This window comes from Aquitalea sp. FG25 (genome assembly GCF_057809375.1).
The window spans coordinates 142,528-160,147 of the sequence record NZ_JBMDJV010000006.1; the positions used below are offsets into that span (position 1 = coordinate 142,528).

Annotated in this window: 15 protein-coding genes; 12 read left to right on the forward strand and 3 right to left on the reverse strand. The window is 61.5% G+C overall.

Annotation, left to right across the window (positions count from 1 at the left end):
- Window positions 1-28: 28 nt before the first annotated feature.
- Together ACODR9_RS07675 and ACODR9_RS07680 are read right to left on the reverse strand one after the other, a co-directional pair.
- A complete protein-coding gene (locus tag ACODR9_RS07675) occupies window positions 29-1,360 on the reverse strand; it encodes an aspartate aminotransferase family protein (RefSeq protein ID WP_488808591.1) in 1,332 nt (443 codons plus the stop codon).
- Between the two features lie 62 nt (window positions 1,361-1,422).
- A complete protein-coding gene (locus ACODR9_RS07680) occupies window positions 1,423-2,922 on the reverse strand; it encodes an aldehyde dehydrogenase family protein (RefSeq protein WP_488808592.1) in 1,500 nt (499 codons plus the stop codon).
- Between the two features lie 493 nt (window positions 2,923-3,415).
- Between ACODR9_RS07680 and ACODR9_RS07685 the strand changes: the two genes are divergently transcribed.
- Window positions 3,416-4,381, forward strand: coding sequence for a helix-turn-helix domain-containing protein (locus ACODR9_RS07685; protein WP_488808594.1), 966 nt, complete (start codon window positions 3,416-3,418; stop codon window positions 4,379-4,381).
- Between the two features lie 16 nt (window positions 4,382-4,397).
- Here the strand turns inward: ACODR9_RS07685 and hpaA are convergent, their stop codons facing one another.
- Window positions 4,398-5,285, reverse strand: a complete 888-nt coding sequence (gene hpaA / locus ACODR9_RS07690; RefSeq protein ID WP_488808596.1) for a 4-hydroxyphenylacetate catabolism regulatory protein HpaA — start codon at window positions 5,283-5,285, stop codon at window positions 4,398-4,400.
- Between the two features lie 360 nt (window positions 5,286-5,645).
- On the opposite strand from hpaA, the gene ACODR9_RS07695 reads away from it, so the two are divergent.
- The 11 genes from ACODR9_RS07695 (at window position 5,646) to ACODR9_RS07745 (ending at window position 17,344) form a co-directional block, all read left to right on the forward strand.
- Complete coding sequence (locus ACODR9_RS07695) at window positions 5,646-6,410, forward strand: fumarylacetoacetate hydrolase family protein (protein ID WP_488808597.1); 765 nt, start codon at window positions 5,646-5,648, stop codon at window positions 6,408-6,410.
- Window positions 6,407-7,186, forward strand: coding sequence for a fumarylacetoacetate hydrolase family protein (locus ACODR9_RS07700; RefSeq protein WP_488808598.1), 780 nt, complete (start codon window positions 6,407-6,409; stop codon window positions 7,184-7,186). Before ACODR9_RS07695 ends, ACODR9_RS07700 begins: the two co-directional genes overlap by 4 nt.
- Window positions 7,187-7,239: 53 nt before the next feature.
- Window positions 7,240-8,700, forward strand: coding sequence for a 5-carboxymethyl-2-hydroxymuconate semialdehyde dehydrogenase (gene hpaE / locus ACODR9_RS07705; protein WP_488808600.1), 1,461 nt, complete (start codon window positions 7,240-7,242; stop codon window positions 8,698-8,700).
- 105 nt (window positions 8,701-8,805) lie between these two features.
- Window positions 8,806-9,654, forward strand: a complete 849-nt coding sequence (gene hpaD, locus ACODR9_RS07710; protein WP_488808601.1) for a 3,4-dihydroxyphenylacetate 2,3-dioxygenase — start codon at window positions 8,806-8,808, stop codon at window positions 9,652-9,654.
- A 63-nt stretch (window positions 9,655-9,717) separates the two neighbouring features.
- Window positions 9,718-10,098 carry a 5-carboxymethyl-2-hydroxymuconate Delta-isomerase gene (locus ACODR9_RS07715; protein ID WP_488808602.1) on the forward strand — a complete coding sequence of 127 codons (381 nt, stop codon included), beginning with the start codon at window positions 9,718-9,720 and terminating at the stop codon, window positions 10,096-10,098.
- Between the two features lie 6 nt (window positions 10,099-10,104).
- Window positions 10,105-11,295 carry a Bcr/CflA family multidrug efflux MFS transporter gene (locus tag ACODR9_RS07720; RefSeq protein ID WP_488808603.1) on the forward strand — a complete coding sequence of 397 codons (1,191 nt, stop codon included), beginning with the start codon at window positions 10,105-10,107 and terminating at the stop codon, window positions 11,293-11,295.
- Window positions 11,295-12,758, forward strand: coding sequence for an NAD-dependent succinate-semialdehyde dehydrogenase (locus ACODR9_RS07725; RefSeq protein ID WP_488808604.1), 1,464 nt, complete (start codon window positions 11,295-11,297; stop codon window positions 12,756-12,758). The genes ACODR9_RS07720 and ACODR9_RS07725 overlap by 1 nt, the downstream gene beginning before the upstream one ends.
- Window positions 12,759-12,767: 9 nt before the next feature.
- Window positions 12,768-13,571 carry a 2-oxo-hept-4-ene-1,7-dioate hydratase gene (gene hpaH / locus ACODR9_RS07730; protein ID WP_488808605.1) on the forward strand — a complete coding sequence of 268 codons (804 nt, stop codon included), beginning with the start codon at window positions 12,768-12,770 and terminating at the stop codon, window positions 13,569-13,571.
- Window positions 13,572-13,703: 132 nt separating this feature from the next.
- Window positions 13,704-14,504: a 4-hydroxy-2-oxoheptanedioate aldolase gene (hpaI, locus tag ACODR9_RS07735; protein WP_488808606.1), complete on the forward strand. Its 801-nt coding sequence runs from the start codon at window positions 13,704-13,706 to the stop codon at window positions 14,502-14,504.
- A gap of 208 nt (window positions 14,505-14,712) precedes the next feature.
- Window positions 14,713-16,056: a 4-hydroxyphenylacetate permease gene (gene hpaX, locus ACODR9_RS07740; protein WP_488808607.1), complete on the forward strand. Its 1,344-nt coding sequence runs from the start codon at window positions 14,713-14,715 to the stop codon at window positions 16,054-16,056.
- 109 nt (window positions 16,057-16,165) lie between these two features.
- A complete protein-coding gene (locus ACODR9_RS07745; protein ID WP_488808608.1) occupies window positions 16,166-17,344 on the forward strand; it encodes a porin in 1,179 nt (392 codons plus the stop codon).
- Window positions 17,345-17,620: the final 276 nt, after the last annotated feature.

Below are 17,620 nucleotides of genomic sequence, written 5' to 3' on the forward strand. Positions count from 1 at the left end.
AGACACTGCCCCCTTCCGGTCACGTGGTTCAGGCTGCCTCGAAACCAGCGGCCAGCGCAGTCACAATGGCATCACACTCGGCCTGGCCAATCACCAGCGGCGGCGACAGGATGATCTTGGTGCCCACCGGGCGCACCAGCACGCCGTTTTCGCGGGCGATTTCGGCCACCTTATTGGCATAGCCGCTCATCGGGTCGATGGGCTCGCGGGTGAGCTTGTCCTGCACCAGATCCAGCGCAATCATCAGGCCCTTGCCGCGCACTTCCCCCACCGCCGCGTACTGCTGGGCAAACGGTTTGAGCTTGTTCAGCAAGTATTCACCCTGGGCTGCCGCCTGGGCCGGCAGGTTTTCCTCGCGCACGATCTTGAGGTTGGCAAGAGCCGCCGCGCAGGCTACCGGGTGGCCGGCATAGGTATAGCCATGCATTACCACGCCACCAAAATCCTGGTTTTTGGCAAAGGCATCAGCAATACGCTGATTCACCACGGTAGCGCCCAGCGGTACGTAACCGGAAGAAATACCCTTGGCCAGACACATGATGTCCGGCTTCACCCCCCACAGGCGGCTGCCAAACATGGAGCCGGAACGGCCAAAACCGGTGACGATTTCATCGGCAATCAGCAATACGCCGTACTTGTCGCACACGGCGCGGATCAGCGGCCAGTAGCTGGCAGGCGGCACGATGACACCACCGGCCCCCTGGATGGGCTCGGCAATGAAGGCGGCCACGGTGTCCGGGCTCTGGAACTGGATTTCCCGCTCCAGCATCTGCGCGCACATCTGCGCCAGTTCTTCCGGATCATCAGTAAACGGGTTGCGGTACAGCCACGGCGTTTCCACGTGGAAGCAGCCCGGCAGTAGCGGCTCGTAGTTGCGGCGGAACACGGTATTGCCGTTGACCGAAGCACCACCAAAGTGCACACCGTGGTAACCCTGCTTGAGCGAGATGAACTTGGTACGGTCGGGCTGACCGCAAACACGCCAGTACTGACGGGCCAGCTTGAGTGCGGTTTCCACCGCATCAGAACCACCAGAGCTGAAGCTGACGCGTGCCATGTCTTCCTGCTTCAGCATATCGATGATGGTGGCGGACAGCTCTTCGGCACGTGGGTGGGAGATGCCGTCAAACAGCTGGAAGTATTCCAGTTCGTCCAGCTGGGACACGATAGCTTGCTTGATTTCCGGGCGGTTGTGGCCGACGTTGACGTTCCACAAACCAGCCACGCCATCCACCAGCTTGCGGCCCTGGTCGTCGAACACATGACAGCCATCGCCACGCACGATGCGGATGGGCTCGCGCTGCTTCATTTCATTCGGGTGCAGCATGGGGTGCCAGAAACGGGACTTGTCGTAAGACATGGGTTACTCCTTTGCAGACAAATGTGCGGGTCAAGTGCGGCAAGCAAACCTCGCCTGCTAACTCAGTGCGCGATGCAGACCGACTTGGTCTCGGTAAAGTTTTCCACCGCACCGCGACCAAACTCGCGGCCGATGCCGGATTGCTTGAAGCCGCCAAACGGCAGGCTGGGGTCGAGCGGAATATGACTGTTAACCCACACCGTGCCCGCCTCGATGCGCGGCACCAGGTTCATGGCGGCGGACAGGTCGTTGGTCCACAGGCTGGCGGCCAGGCCGTAGCGCGAGTCATTGGCCATGGCAATCGCCTCGTCGGCGTGGTCGAACGGCAAGGCCACCAGCACCGGGCCGAATACTTCTTCGCGCACGATGGTGCTGTGCTGGGCGGCGTTGACAATAATGGTGGGCTTGACGAAGTAGCCGGGCAGATCAGCCACACCGCCACCAGCCAGAAGGCTGGCCCCTTCGCTGCGGGCGGTGTCGATCAGGCGGCACACCGACTGCTGCTGACGGGCCGACACCAGCGGGTTGACCTGGGCGTTGAGGTCCATGCCGCTACCCAGCGACATGCTGTTGGCGGCGGCGGCCAGCCCTTCGACAACCTGGTCGAACTTGCTGCGCTGGATATACAGGCGGGAAGCGGCAGCACACACCTGTCCCTGATTGAGGAAGCCGCCCATCAGCGCCCCCTGGATGGCCTTGTCCACATCCACATCACCCAGCATGATCATCGGGTTCTTGCCGCCCAGTTCCAGCGAGAAGCGGGTCATGTTGTCGATGGCGGTATGGCCGATGGTCTTGCCGATTTCGGTGGAGCCGGTAAACGACACCTTGCTCACCAGCGGGTGGCCAGCCAAAGCCTGACCGGCGCGGGAACCACGCCCGGTCAGCACATTCACCACGCCGGGCGGAATACCGGCTTCCAGTGCCAGCTCACCCAGCCGCAGCGCAGTAAGCGGGGTTTCGGTGGAAGGCTTGAGCACCACGGTGCAGCCTGCGGCCAGTGCTGGCACCATCTTCCAGATGGCAATCATCAGCGGGAAATTCCACGGCACGATGCCAGCCACCACGCCCACCGGCTGGCGGCGGGTGTAGGCGGTGTAGCGGGTGCCGGGTGGTACCGGAATCGACACATCCATGGTTTCGCCACCCAGCTTGGTGGCCCAGCCCGCCATGTAGCGGACAAATTCAATGGACGCGCCCACTTCAATGGCACGGGAAATATGAATGGACTTGCCCTGGTTCAGCGTTTCCAGCTGCGCCAGCTCCTCGGCGTGCGCTTCCAGCACATCGGCCAGCTTCAGCAAAATGCGCTCGCGATCGGCCGGACGCAGGCCGGACCACACGCCAGAGGTAAAGGCACGATGGGCACTTTGCACCACCACATCGACATCCTGTTCGTTGCCATCGGCCACGCTGGCAATCACCTGGCCGGTGGCCGGATTACGCACCTCGCTACGCTGGCCTGACTGGGCAGCCACCGTCTTGCCATCCAGCAGCAAGCCATGCTCGCGCAGCAGGAAAGCATTCACCGCATCCAGTACATCCACCCGATTGTGATCCATTGGTTCTCCACTCCTTGCAGGGCGGCCTTACCCGAAGGCAGGCCGCCTGATTTGCCTTGTTGCCGTCCGTTACCGACAAGCAGCAACAGCAGCAACGCGATTTGTTGCAGATCAATATACGCGTCAGTTTTTGACGGCCTTATCCCAAATCGGCAAATCCTGCATGGCCTGAACGGCTGGACAGCCAAGTGCAAAAGCGGCGCTTCCCGGACTGCTTTGTTGCAATCAAGAAACAGCGGCGGATACGGCAGAACGATGGCCGGACAAGGCTGTGGCAAGCCTTACCCTGCAAGGGTGTCAAGCAAATAGATAATATATTAAGTATTTTTTGCACCGCGCTGGCAAATGACCCAATATAGTCATGACTGAGCAGATGGCCCGCAGAGGCCGAGCGATAGCACACACCATCGCATCAGATTGACATCGACCACGTCAGAAACAGAGGGTGACCGGCCACAGGCCGCCACCGGAGAAATGCATCAGGAGGTCCACCATGCTGGCTGAAGTTCGCCATTTCGATGATGCCCAATGTCATGCCGCATATCTGCCTGGCTGGCGACAGGTATATGACCAGATCAGCGGCGGGCAATTTCGCAGTGCGCTGTCGCGGCTGAATACCGGCCAGCTGGAAGTGTTCCGCGAGGCGTTCAACCAGCGCGTGGTGCAATACGGCCGCGCCCCGGCCGGCATGGTGCACTTTGCCATTCCCATCCATGCCCCGCTGCCACTGACGCTGCAGGGGCGTGCGGTTGGCCATCATGCCATTACTGCCTTGCGCAGCAATGAAGAGTTCACCATGCATGTGCCGCCGGAAATGGACTCCATCCAGTTATCTGTGCGCAATGACGACCTGGCAGCGCTGGCCCCCGAGCTGTACCAGCGCCTGAACAATCAGCGTCACTGGCAGCCGGTTATCCAGATTCGCCCTGCCCTGCTGACGTATACGCGCAGCCTGCTGCTCGGCGTATTCGAGCAGGCCGTGGAAAACCCCGACCTGCTGGCCTTTGCCGGCAGTCAGAAACTGGTGCAGCACCAGTTGATCAGCCTATTGCTGGACATGCTGCACGACAGCGTGCCGGAACAGAGTGTCAACCTGACCCATGCCACACATTGCGATATCGTACGGCGCAGCCAAGCTATCGTGATGGACAGCAGCGACGAGCCGGTAACCGTGCTGGATCTGTGCCAGCAGCTGCGCATCAGCCGCCGCACCCTGCAAAACAGTTTTCAGCTGATTGCCAACACCACGCCGGTGGATTATCTGCGTTCCATCCGGCTGAACGCCGTGCGCCGCATGCTGCTGTCGTCTCGCCATGCCGGGTTTGGCGTGCGCGATGCCGCTGGTCACTGGGGCTTTTATCATCTGGGGCATTTTGCCCGCGACTACCGCAAGCTGTTTTGCGAGCTGCCATCGGAAACCCGTAGCCGTGGCCTGCTGCAACAGGCCGTGTCGCTGTAATCAACGCCATGCTGGTTCAACGATTACGCCGCCGGTATTCGGTGGGCTTGCAGCCTGCCTCGCGCAGAAAAAAGCGGGAAAAATAGGCCGGGTCCTTGAAACCCAGGTGATAGGCCGTCTCGTTGACCGAAGAAGCCGAATAGATCAGCAAGCGCCGGGCCTCTTGCAATAGCCGGTCATGAATCAGCCGCTTGGAAGGCAAATCCGCCATGCGACGGCAGATATCGTTGAGGCGGGACTCAGTCACCCCCATGACTTCACCATAACGCCATAGCGGCCAGTGCTCGAGGTAATGCGCTTCGATCAGGGCGTTGAAGCGGTGGAAAATCTGCAGATCCTCCCGTCGGCAATGCGCGCTGTGCTCGCTGTGCTCCGACAGCCGCAATGCCGCCACCAGCACCAATTGGGTCAGCCCGTGCATCGCCGCATCGCGCCCATCCGCTTCTGCCATGAATTCCTCCGCCAGCATGGTCAGCAGCAGCGGCAAGCGCTGTGCGGCCGCTTCGTCCCGCAGTTCCACACACACCGGCTGCATCAGCCGCTGTTCCAGCTGCGCTGCCGGCATGGTCTGCAACAGGCTGCGCACCAGCTCCTGCCGTACGGTCAGCACAAAGCCCTCGGCATCGGCCTCGGTAATAAAGGCGTGCGGCACCGTGGGCGGAGTAAAGAAAAACAGCGGCGCCTGTGCCACGTAGTGCTGATCTTCCAGATACAGACGAATCTGCCCGCTGGCCAGGTAATGCAGCTGGAAAAAGCGGTCGTGCCGATGCACCGGCATATTACGGCCAAAGAATTCCGCCAGTTTGCCAAAGGCCTCCACATTGATGTCCGACTCGCCATAGCGGCTGTCGTACACCTTGCCGATGTCGATATTGGGAATGGGTGTTTGGCGATTCGGCTTCATCTCCAGCGTCCTCCTCATGGCTTGTGCATAAATGCGACAGGCAAATCAAGATGCGTCTTTTGTACAGCACTCTATCAAAGCCGATCCAGCAAACAAAACAATTACTGTTTATTTTCAAACAGATAAAAAAATTAAACTGATCATGCCAAGTCACACCCAGCAAAATTGACGATATCAATTTCCATGAAAAGTACAGTCAAAGCAACTGAAATAACAGCGCCGGTGGCGCTATGTTAAGCAGCAGCTTCGGACAATGAGCGCAGAGCGCGTTGACAAACCCGCCAGCGAAAACGTATAAAGTTAACATATTAAATAAATGGTCAGCAGCCGCAGGCCATGCCCAAAACAAGGAAGAGACCGATGAAGCAAGGCCGCATCGTGCTGAACCAGCAAGCCCGCCGCGTAACAGCGCTGGCCGATGGCAAGCTGCTGCTGGACAACGGCAATCCACTGGCGGACAGCCCGCAATGGCTGGCTCCCGTCACCGGCACTGTGTATGGCGTGGCGCTGAACCACCGCAGCCTGCTGGAGCAGCTGGAAGCCGATTTCCAGCAGCCGCCCTACCAGAAAGCCCCGGCCACGCCGGTGCTGTTCATCAAGCCGCGCAATACCCACACCGGGCATGGCAGCACCATCGCCCTGCCCACCCAGGCGGGCAAGGTGTTTGCCGGTGGTGCGCTGGGCGTGGTGATTGGCAAGGTGGCCAGCAAGGTGGCGGTCGAGCAGGCACTGGATGTCGTGGCTGGCTACACGGTGGCAAATGAAATCAGCCTGGAAGAAACCAGCTTTTACCGCCCGGCGGTCAAGGCCAAATGTCGTGACGGCTTCTGCCCGATGGGCCCGTGGCTGGTGGATGCCGCTGCCATCGACCCGCTGAACGTGGAAATCCGCAGCTACCTCAACGGCCAGCTGGCCGAAACCAATCACAGCCGCGACTGGCTGCGCTCCGTGCCGCAGCTGATTGCTGCCCTCAGCCAGTTCATGACCTTGCAGCCGGGCGACGTGATCATCCCCGCCACCCCGCTACGCCAACTGGAAATCTGCCCCGGCGACACTGTAGCCGTGGAAATCGACGGCATTGGCCGCCTGGAAAACTGCCTGATCGCCGAGGAGAGCGCCCAATGAAACATGCCCGCATCCGCCTGCCCGGTGAGGCAGACATCCACGCAGTTCTGGTGAATGACGACCATTCGGTACTACTGGCCGATGGCCGCCGCTTGGCCGAAGACGCAGTGGAATGGCTGCCGCCGGCTGAAGGCACAGTATTCGCGCTGGGGCTGAACTATGCCGACCACGCCGCCGAACTGGCGTTCAAGGCCCCGACCGAACCGCTGGTTTTCCTCAAGTCACCGGCCACCCTCACCGGCCATCGTCAGGTATCGGTACGACCGGACAACATCGCTTACATGCATTACGAGTGCGAACTGGTGGTGATCATCGGCAAGACCGCCAAGAACGTCAGCCGCGCACAGGCGATGGACTACGTGGCGGGCTACAGCGTGTGCAACGACTACGCCGTGCGCGACTACCTGGAGAACTACTACCGGCCCAATCTGCGGGTGAAAAACCGCGACACCCTCACCCCGATAGGCCCGTGGTGGGTGGACCGCGACAACGTGGTCAACCCGGCAGCACTCACCCTGCGCACCTGGGTGAATGGCGAGCTGCGCCAGCAGGGCAACACCAGCGACATGGTGTTCGACATTCCCTTCCTGATCGAATACCTCAGCAGCTTCATGACCCTGTCCCCCGGCGACATGATCGCCACCGGCACACCGGAAGGGCTGGCCGATGTGGTGCCGGGCGATGAGGTGATTGTCGAGGTGGAAGGCGTGGGCCGTCTGGTCAACCACATTGTCAGCGAGGCGCAGTACACCGCCAGCCAGGCGCAAACCGTCTGAACCATTACCCGGCGCAGCCCGGTAGACGGCGCGCCTGCACAGGAGAACACAAGATGATCAAGCACTGGATCAACGGCCGCGAGGTCGACAGCAAGCAAGTCTTTGAAACCGTCAACCCGGCCACCGGCGAGGTGATTACCGAAGTGGCCTCTGGCGGTGCCGATGAAATCAACGCCGCCGTGGCCGCCGCCAAGGAAGCCTTTCCCAAGTGGGCGGGCACCCCGGCCAAGGAGCGCGCCAAGATCATGCGCCGTCTGGGCGAGCTGATCGACCAGAACGTGCCCATGCTGGCCGAGCTGGAAACACTGGACACCGGCCTGCCGATTCACCAGACCAAGAACGTGCTGATTCCGCGAGCCTCGCACAATTTCGACTTCTTCGCCGAAGTGTGTACCCGCATGAACGGCCACAGCTACCCGGTGGACGACAGCATGCTCAACTACACGCTGTACCAGCCGGTGGGTGTGTGCGGCCTGGTGTCGCCGTGGAACGTACCGTTCATGACCGCCACCTGGAAAACCGCACCCTGCCTGGCGCTGGGCAATACCGCAGTGCTGAAGATGTCCGAGCTGTCCCCGCTTACCGCCAACGAACTGGGCCGACTGGCACTGGAAGCAGGCGTGCCGCCCGGCGTGTTCAACGTGGTGCAGGGCTATGGCGCTACCGCAGGGGATGCGCTGGTGCGCCATCCGGATGTACGCGCCGTGTCGTTTACCGGCGGTACCGCCACCGGCAAGCGCATCATGCAGAATGCCGGGCTGAAGAAGTTTTCCATGGAGCTAGGTGGCAAATCACCAGTCCTGATTTTTGCCGATGCCGACTTGGACCGCGCGCTGGATGCCGCGCTGTTCACCATCTTCTCGCTCAATGGCGAACGTTGCACCGCAGGCAGCCGCATCTTCATCCAGCGCCCGGTGTACGACAAGTTCGTGGAAGAATTTGCCGCCCGCGCCAAGCGCCTGATTGTCGGCGACCCGCAAGACCCGAAAACCCAGGTCGGTTCCATGATCACCCCGCAGCACTACGACAAGGTAACTGGCTATATCCGTATCGGCATGGAAGAAGGCGCCCGGCTGGTGGCCGGTGGTCTGGAACGCCCGGCCGGTCTGCCCGCCCATCTGGCGCGTGGCAACTTTATCCAGCCCACGGTATTTGCTGACGTGGACAACCGCATGCGCATTGCGCAGGAAGAAATCTTCGGCCCGGTCGTCTGCCTGATGCCGTTTGACGACGAAGCCGATGCGCTGCGGCTGGCCAACGATGTGGAATACGGCCTGGCCTCGTATATCTGGACCCAGGACATCGGCAAGGCCCACCGTCTGGCGCGTGGCATCGAGGCGGGCATGGTGTTCATCAACAGCCAGAACGTGCGCGACCTGCGCCAACCGTTTGGTGGCGTGAAGGCCTCCGGCACCGGACGCGAAGGTGGTGAATACAGCTTCGAGGTATTTGCCGAGATCAAGAACGTGTGCATCTCGATGGGTGGGCATCACATTCCGCGCTGGGGCCTGTAAGCGCAGCGCTTGAGACAACAGATGGTCAGGGCGGCACAGAACGCCCGGCCAGTTGGCTGTGACACATCATTCGCCCACCGCCCTCACGACTACAAAGGAGACAAAATGGGACAACTCGCCCTGGCGGCCAAGATTACACACGTGCCGTCGATGTATTTATCCGAATTGCCCGGCCAGCATCAGGGCTGCCGTCAGGCCGCCATTGACGGCCACAAGGAGATCGGCCGCCGCTGTCGCGAACTGGGCGTGGACACCATCGTGGTGTTCGATACCCACTGGCTGGTAAATTCCGGCTACCACATCAACTGCGCCCCGGCGTTTGAAGGGGTCTACACCTCCAACGAGCTGCCGCACTTCATCAAGAACCTGCCCTATGCCTATCCGGGCAATCCGGGGCTGGGTCAGTTGCTGGCCGATGCCGCCACCAAGGCCGGGGTACACACCCGCGCCCATGACGCCACCACGCTGGCACTGGAATACGGCACGCTGGTGCCAATGCGCTACATGAATCCCGATCAGCATTTCAAGGTGGTGTCGGTGTCCGCCATGTGCACGGTGCACAACCTGGCCGATAGCGCGTGCCTGGGCATGGCCATGCGTCAGGCGGTGGAACAACAGTACGACGGTAAGGTGGCCTTTCTGGCCAGCGGTTCGCTGTCGCACCGCTTTGCCCAGAACGGCGTGGCCGAACAATACCTGCACAAGGTGTGGAGCCCCTTCCTCGAAACCTTCGACCACGAAGTGGTAGCCATGTGGCAGCGCGGCGACTGGAAAACCTTCTGCGCCATGCTGCCGGAGTATGCGGAAAAGTGTCATGGCGAAGGCTTCATGCACGACACCGCCATGCTGCTGGGCGCACTGGGCTGGGACGAATACCAGGGCAAGGCCGAGGTGATCACGCCTTATTTTGGCAGCTCCGGCACCGGGCAGATCAACGTAGTGCTGCCGGTCTGATTTGTTGCTGATTCCGGCCAGCCCGCGATGGAAAGGGCTGGCGGTATTTCCCCGGAGGACTCCATGCCGCATTTCATCGTCGAATGTACCGACAATATCCGTGAGCAGGCCGACCTGCCCGGCCTGTTCGAAAAAGCCCATGCCTACCTGATTGGCACCGGTCTGTATCCGGTAGCGGGCATCCGCAGCCGGGCCATCTGGCTGGACACCTGGCGCATGGCCGATGGCGAGGCTGACTACGCCTTTGTCCACATGAGCCTGAAAATCGGCCATGGCCGCACCTTTGAAGAACGCGAACGCACCGCGCAAGGACTGTTTGCGCTGATAAAACAACACTTTGCCCCGCTGTTTGATGCCCGCTATCTGGCGCTGACATTCGAGCTGAGCGAGCTGGACGCCAAGCTCAGCTACAAGCACAACAACGTCCATCAACGCTTCAGATAAGCCACCATGCATACCGTAAGTCACGCACAGCAACAGGTGCGGCTGATCGTGCTGCTGGGGGTACTGGTGGCCTTCGGCCCGCTGTCCATCGACATGTATTTGCCTGCTCTGCCCACCATTGCGGCGGATCTGGCCGCGCCGGTGGCACGCATCCAGCTGACCATCGGCAGTTTTCTGGCCGGGTTTTGCGGCGGCATGCTGCTATACGGCCCGCTGTCCGACCGCTATGGCCGCCGCCCGGTACTGCTGACCGGCCTCAGCCTGTATGTGCTGGCCAGCCTGGCCTGTACCGTGGCGCAAACGGCAGAACAGCTGATTGTCCTGCGCGTGCTGCAAGCCATGGGCGGCGGTGCCGCCACGGTGATGGCGCGCGCCATCGTGCGCGATGCCTTCCCGCTGAGCGAAGCCAGCCATGTGCTGACGCTGATGCAGCAGATCACCATGATTGCCCCCTTGCTGGCCCCGCTGCTGGGCGGCTGGCTGTTGCTGCTGGCGGGCTGGCGCAGCCTGTTTCTGCTGCTGGCGGTGATGGGTGCCATCTGCCTGGCCGTGGTGGCCTTGCGCCTGCCGGAAAGCCATCCGCCCAGCGGCCGCAACGACATCACGCTGGGCAAGGCCTTTCGTGCCTATGGCCACCTGCTGCTGGACTTGCCCACCATGGGCTACAGCCTGGCGCTGGGCCTCAGTTTTGGCGCGATGTTTGCCTACATCACCGGCTCGCCCTTTGTTTACATCCAGTACTTTGGTGTGGCCCCCCAGCATTACGGCTATCTGTTTGGGCTGAATATCGTCGCCATCGTGCTGTTCAGCCTGCTTAACCGCCAACTGCTGCACACCTACGGCATCGACACCCTGTTGCAATGGCAATGCGGCGTGGTGGCCGTGGCCGGGCTGGCACTGTGGCTGCTGGCCGGGCACAGCCTGTGGCTGACTGTGTTGCCGCTGCTGTTCAGCGTGGGCATGACCGGCAGCATCGGCCCCAATGCCATGGCGCGGCTCTTGCAACTGCATGCCGACCGTGCCGGTGCGGTGATGGCGCTGGCGGTATCCGGCCAGTTTGGCTGCGGCATGCTGGCCAGTGCGCTGGTGGCCAGCCTGTTTGATGGCAGCCCGCGCGCCATGTGCCTGCTGGTGATGGCTTGTGGCGTATCCGCCTGGCTGAGTCTGCAATTGATCCGTTTTTCCCGGAAACCCTGATGAACTCCATGACTAGCCCCGCCCTGTCCTTGCTGCGCCAACAGGCCTATATCAACGGCCAATGGCTGACTGGCGCACAGCAGTTTGCCGTGCACAACCTGGCCAGCGGCGCATTGCTGGCTCAGGTGGCCGACCTGGGCGCTGTTGAAACTCGCGCCGCCATTGCCGCCGCCAGTGCCGCCCTGCCCGGCTGGCGGGCGCAGACCGCACAACAGCGCGCTGCCATGCTGTTGCGCTGGCATGCGCTGATCCTGCAACACCAAGCCGAACTGGCCGCGCTGATCAGCCAGGAACAAGGCAAACCGCAGGCAGAAAGCCTGGGCGAAATCGCCTACGGTGCCAGCTATATCGAGTGGTTTGCCGAAGAAGGAAAACGGGTTTATGGCGAGGTGATTCCCAGCCCTTTTACTGACAAGCGGCTGCTCACCGTGCGCCAGGGCGTGGGCGTGGTGGCGGCCATCACGCCGTGGAATTTCCCGCACGCCATGATCACCCGCAAGGTGGCCCCGGCGCTGGCCGCCGGCTGTACCGTGGTATTGAAACCCGCCGCCGAAACGCCCTTGTCCGCACTGGCGCTGGCGGCGCTGGCCGAACAGGCTGGCCTGCCGCCCGGTGTATTCAATGTGGTAACCGGCACCGATGCCGTGGCCATCGGCGGCGAGCTGACCGGCAGCCCGCTGGTGCGTGCGCTCAGCTTCACCGGCTCCACCCCTGTCGGCAAATTGCTGATGCGTCAGTGCGCCGACACGGTGAAAAAACTGGGGCTGGAGCTGGGCGGTAATGCGCCCTTCATCGTGTTTGACGATGCCGACCTGGATGCCGCCGTACAGGGCGCGCTGTTTGCCAAGTTCCGCAACAGCGGCCAAACCTGTGTCTGCGCCAACCGCCTGCTGGTGCAGGACGGCATCTACGACGCCTTTGCCGCCAAACTCGCCAGCGCGGTGGCGGCCTTGCAAGTCGGTCCGGCCAGTGAGGCGGGCATGCAGCAAGGCCCGCTGATCAGCCAGGCCGCCGTGGCCAAGGTGCAGCGCCACATCGCCAACGCCGTCAGCCTGGGGGCAAGGGTGCTGACCGGCGGTGCGCCGCATGCACGCGGCGGCAATTTCTTCCAACCCACCGTGCTGGCCGATGTCACCGAACAGATGCTGGTGGCGCAGGAAGAAACCTTTGGCCCGCTGGCACCGCTGCTGCGCTTTCACGACGAGGCCGCAGCCATCCGTCTGGCCAATAGCGGCGAATCCGGCCTGGCCGCCTACTTTTACAGCCGTGACGTTGGCCGCTGCTGGCGGGTGGCCGAAGCCATCGAGGCCGGCATGGTAGGCATCAACGAAGGGGCCATCTCCACCGCCGTCGCGCCGTTTGGCGGTATCAAGCAGTCCGGGCTGGGTCGTGAAGGCGGCCGTCTGGGGTTGGAAGAATTCATGGAAACCAAATACCTGTGCTTTGGCGGCATCGCCAACTGAGGAGACCACATGCTGACGCAAGACATCATCCAGACTACCGCCCGCCGCCTGCATCAGGCCGAGCAGCAACGCGAGCAGATCCGCCAGATTTCCCTGGACTACCCGGACATCACCATCGAGGACGCCTATGCCATCCAGCGCTGCTGGGTGGAGATGAAGCTGGCCGAAGGCAGAACCATCAAGGGCCACAAGATCGGCCTCACCTCGCGCGCCATGCAGATGTCCTCGCAAATCAACGAACCGGACTACGGCACCTTGCTGGACGACATGTTCTTCCAGGATGGCAGCGACATCCCTACCGACCGCTTCATCGTGCCGCGAGTGGAAGTGGAACTGGCCTTCATTCTGGGCAAGGAGCTCAAGGGCCCGAACATCACCCTGTTTGATGTGTATCAGGCCACCGATTTTGTCATTCCGGCACTGGAAATCATCGACGCGCGCAGCCAGTCCATCGACCCGGCCTCCGGCCGCCCGCGCAAGGTGTTCGACACCATTTCCGACAACGCCGCCAATGCCGGGGTGGTAATGGGGGGCCGCCCGGTGAAGCCGTCCGAGCTGGACCTGCGCTGGGTGTCCGCGCTGATGTACCGCAACGGGGTAATCGAGGAGTCCGGCGTGGCCGCAGCAGTGCTGAACCACCCGGCCAATGGCGTGGCCTGGCTGGCCAACAAGCTGGCGCCGTTTGATGTCAGCCTCAAGCCCGGTCAGGTGATTCTGGGTGGCTCCTTCACCCGTCCGGTACCGGCGCGTGCGGGTGATACCTTCCATGTGGACTATGGGCCGCTGGGTGCCATCAGCTGCCGCTTTGTTTAGATCAGCGAACAAAAACCCTGCTGCTGCGTTGCGCCTCCTGGCCGTACACCTTGTACTGTCTGCGTCGGCGCGCCTTGCATCAGGGGCGCTGCGCTATTTTGTTAGCTGCTCTTGTTTTTTAAGGAAAATTCCATGCAGAACCCACCCAACCGCTTCAAGGCGGCGCTGAAGAATGGCGAAGTGCAGATCGGCCTGTGGCTGAGCCTGGCCAGCCCCTATAGCGCCGAGCTGCTGGCCGGTGCTGGTTTCGACTGGCTGCTGATCGACGGCGAACACGCACCCAATGAATTGAACGACATGCTGGGCCAGCTGCAAGCCATCGCCCCTTACCCCAGCCACCCGGTGGTGCGGCCGGTATGGAACGACCCGGTGCGCATCAAGCAGATTCTGGACATTGGCGCGCAAACCCTGCTGCTACCCATGGTGCAGACCGCCGAGGAAGCGGCGCTGGCAGTGGCTGCCACCCGCTATCCGCCGCATGGCATCCGTGGCGTGGGCAGCGCCATTGCCCGTGCCTCGCGCTGGAATCGCATCGAGGGCTACCTCACGCAGGCTGAACAAGAGCTGTGCGTGCTGGTGCAGATCGAAACCCGTCAGGGCCTGGCCAATCTGGATGCCATTGCCGCCACCCCCGGCGTGGATGGTGTGTTCATCGGCCCGGCGGATTTGTCCGCCGACATGGGTTATCTCGGCCAGCCCGCCCACCCGGAAGTACAAGCCGCCATCGAACAGGCCATCGCCCGCACCCGCGCCCAGGGCAAGGCGGCTGGCATCCTGATGGCCGACGAAAAACTGGCGCGCCACTACATTGAGCTGGGCGCGCAATTTGTCGCCGTGGGCGTGGACAGCACGGTGCTGGCGCGCAGTGCCGAAGCACTGGCCGGACGCTTCAAGACCGGCGGCCAGCAGGCCGGTGCCAGTGGGGTGTACTGAATCAGCAATGGACGGCCCGCAGGGTCGTCCTCTGACACTGCATGCAGCCACCCGATAATTAATATATTCAATTAACCATTACCGAAAGGACCACACCGCCACACAGCTCAACGCAGCAAGGCAACAAGGTGATCTGCCAACAAGAGCAGGCACCACGACAAAGGACAACACGCCGGAACGCTCCCGGCACCATATAGAGGAGATGTGCATGAGTCTGGACAAAACCACGACCTGCCACACCGCGCCCGAACTGATGGATCAGGCGCTCAAGCACGACACACAGCAAGAACAGCAGGTAATCCGCAAAGTCTCCGGACGCCTGATCTGGTTTCTGTTCATCCTGTTCGTATTTTCCTTTCTGGACCGCATCAATATCGGCTTTGCCGGCCTCACCATGGCCAAAAGCCTGAACCTGACGGCCACCATGTTCGGCTTTGCCGCCACCATTTTTTACATTACCTACGTGCTGTGCGGCATCCCCAGCAACATCATGCTCAGCCGCATCGGTGCCCGGCGCTGGATGGCCGGCATCATGGTGGCCTGGGGTATTGCCTCCACCGCCACCATGTTTGCCCATGACGCCACCAGCCTGTACATCCTGCGCGCGCTGGTGGGCATTACCGAAGCCGGTTTCCTGCCCGGCATGCTGCTCTACCTCACGCTGTGGTTTCCCCGTGTGTATCGTGCCCGCGCCAATGCCTTGTTCATGATTGCCATGCCGGTGACGGCAGCGCTGGGTTCGGTGGTATCCGGCTATCTGCTGGAAATGGACGGCATCTGGCAACTGGCCGGCTGGCAATGGCTGTTTCTGGTGGAAGGCCTGCCTTCGGCCGTGCTGGGCATCGCGGTGTGGTTCTATCTGGACGACTCCCCCGCCAAGGCAACATGGCTTAGCGCAGAGGAAAAGCGCTGTCTGCAACACATGCTGGACGCCGAAGCACACCAGCCAGCACAAGCACATCACGGGGTAATGCACGAGTTGCTGCAGCCCACGGTGCTGAAATTCGCCTTTGCCTATTTCTGTCTGGTCAACACCCTGAGCATGGTGAATATCTGGGTGCCGCAAATCGTCAAAAGCTTTAATACCGGCAGCAGCAATATCACCATCGGCATCCTGGCCGCCATTCCGCAGCTGGGCACCATTTTGCTAATGCTGTGGTGGGGCGCACGTTCCGACCGCACCCAGGAGCGCAAATGGCACACCGTGCTGCCCATGCTGTTTGCCGCTGCTGGCTGGCTGCTGACCGCCTATGCCGGTGACCCGGTGGTACGGCTGGCGGGTATCGTGATGGCCTCGGCTGGTTCCTTTACCGCCATGACCATTTTCTGGACTACACCCGACACCACGCTGTCGAACAAGGCCAAGGCGGTGGGCATTGCGCTGATCAACGCCACCGGCAATATCGGCTCGGCACTTAGCTCCTTTGTGGTGGGCTGGCTGAAGGACATGTCGCACAGCTTCACCAGCGGCCTGCTGTATGCGGTAGCCGCCTTGCTGATTGGTGCCCTGGTGTTTCTGCTGATTCCGCTGCAAAAGCCAGCACGCAACTGAGCCATTAACCCTTCCCATTTTTACCTGCACGGTGTCCGGCAACCAGGCCGCACACCGCGACGGCCTGCGCCTGACCATCGCCAACGCAGGCCAAAACCGGAGCCATATCATGCAAGGCAAACATCTTTGGGCAGCCCTGTTCCTGCTGCCGCTGCTGGCCCATGCCGACGTCACCCTGTACGGCACGCTGGACGAAACCATCGAATCCGTTGGCACCCGTGGCGCAGCCAACGGTCAGGCCAGTAATAGCGTGCGCCGCATCAGCTCGGACAGTTCGCTGATCGGCTTCAAGGGCCGTGAAGAGCTGGGCAACGGACTCAGTGCCTACTGGCAGCTGGAAAGCAATCTCTGGCTGGATAGCGCACCGTCCTATGCCACCTTTGGCACCCGCGACAGCTTTGTCGGCCTCTCCACACCCGCCGGTAGCGTGCAGGCGGGCCTGATCAGCCCACCCACCCGCGTGGTGGCTGGCATGCTGGATGTCAATCAGGGCAATACCGGCATTGGCATGTCCGGCGCGCTGCTGGGCAAGCTGGGTAACATTCTCTCCGCCGACGGCCTGTTGAAAAGTTATGGCAGCGCCACCCCGGCTGATGGCAATGGCAACACCCTGGTACGCACCGGCCCCTTCGACACCCGCCGCAAGAACGCCGTGCAATACACCAGCCCCAGTTGGCAAGGGCTGACGGCAACTGTGGGCTATGACGCAGTGGAAACGCGCGCCACCGCCGCCAGTCATGCTGCCAGCGTGTTCGACCTGGGGCTGACTTATCGCGGCGGGCCGTGGCTGCTGACTTCAGCCTATGAGCGCATCGACACCGGCGTGGATGATGCTGTCAGCAGCACCACCCAGTTCCGCCAGGTATGGAACCTGCGCGCGGGCGGCTATTACCGTTTTGGCGATGTCAGCCGTATCGGCCTGCTGCTTGACCACACCGATGGCAAGCTCACGCCCACTGCCGCCGCCAGTTATCAGGGCAGCAGCATCCGCCAGAATGTGTGGTATGCCCAGGCAGTCATCGGCGTCGGCGACCATGGCAGGCTGATCAGCCAGTATGGTGAATCCGGCAAGCTGCAGGGCATTGCCACCAGTGATAGCGGGCGTGCACGCCATGCCGAGCTGGGCTACGAATACGACCTGTCGCGTCGCACCACCCTGAAGGCCATTTATGCGCAAATCTGGAATCATGGCAGTGCCGCCTACGATTTCGGCTTCAGCAGTGTTGGCAGCGTGCCAGCAGGCAGTACGGTGCACGGTGTCGCCATGGGATTGCGCCACAGCTTCTGACGCCCCGCCCTCTCTGATAGGCAGATTCTCCTTTTCGCTGCACCATCCTTGTCGGCCACTCCCCTCCCGGAGTGGCTATTTTTTTGCCGCCATCTGTCTTTTGATGCAGAGCCGAATCAATCCATGGAAAGTACAGTAATCAACCTGAAACTTGTATTTCATGACCATAAAATGGATCACATAATGCAGTCAGCAGTAAGGGCTGCATGCCCGTCCAACAATAACAATATGCAGTGCCGAAGTACCACCGCGTTTGCTTGGTCACGGCACAAATAC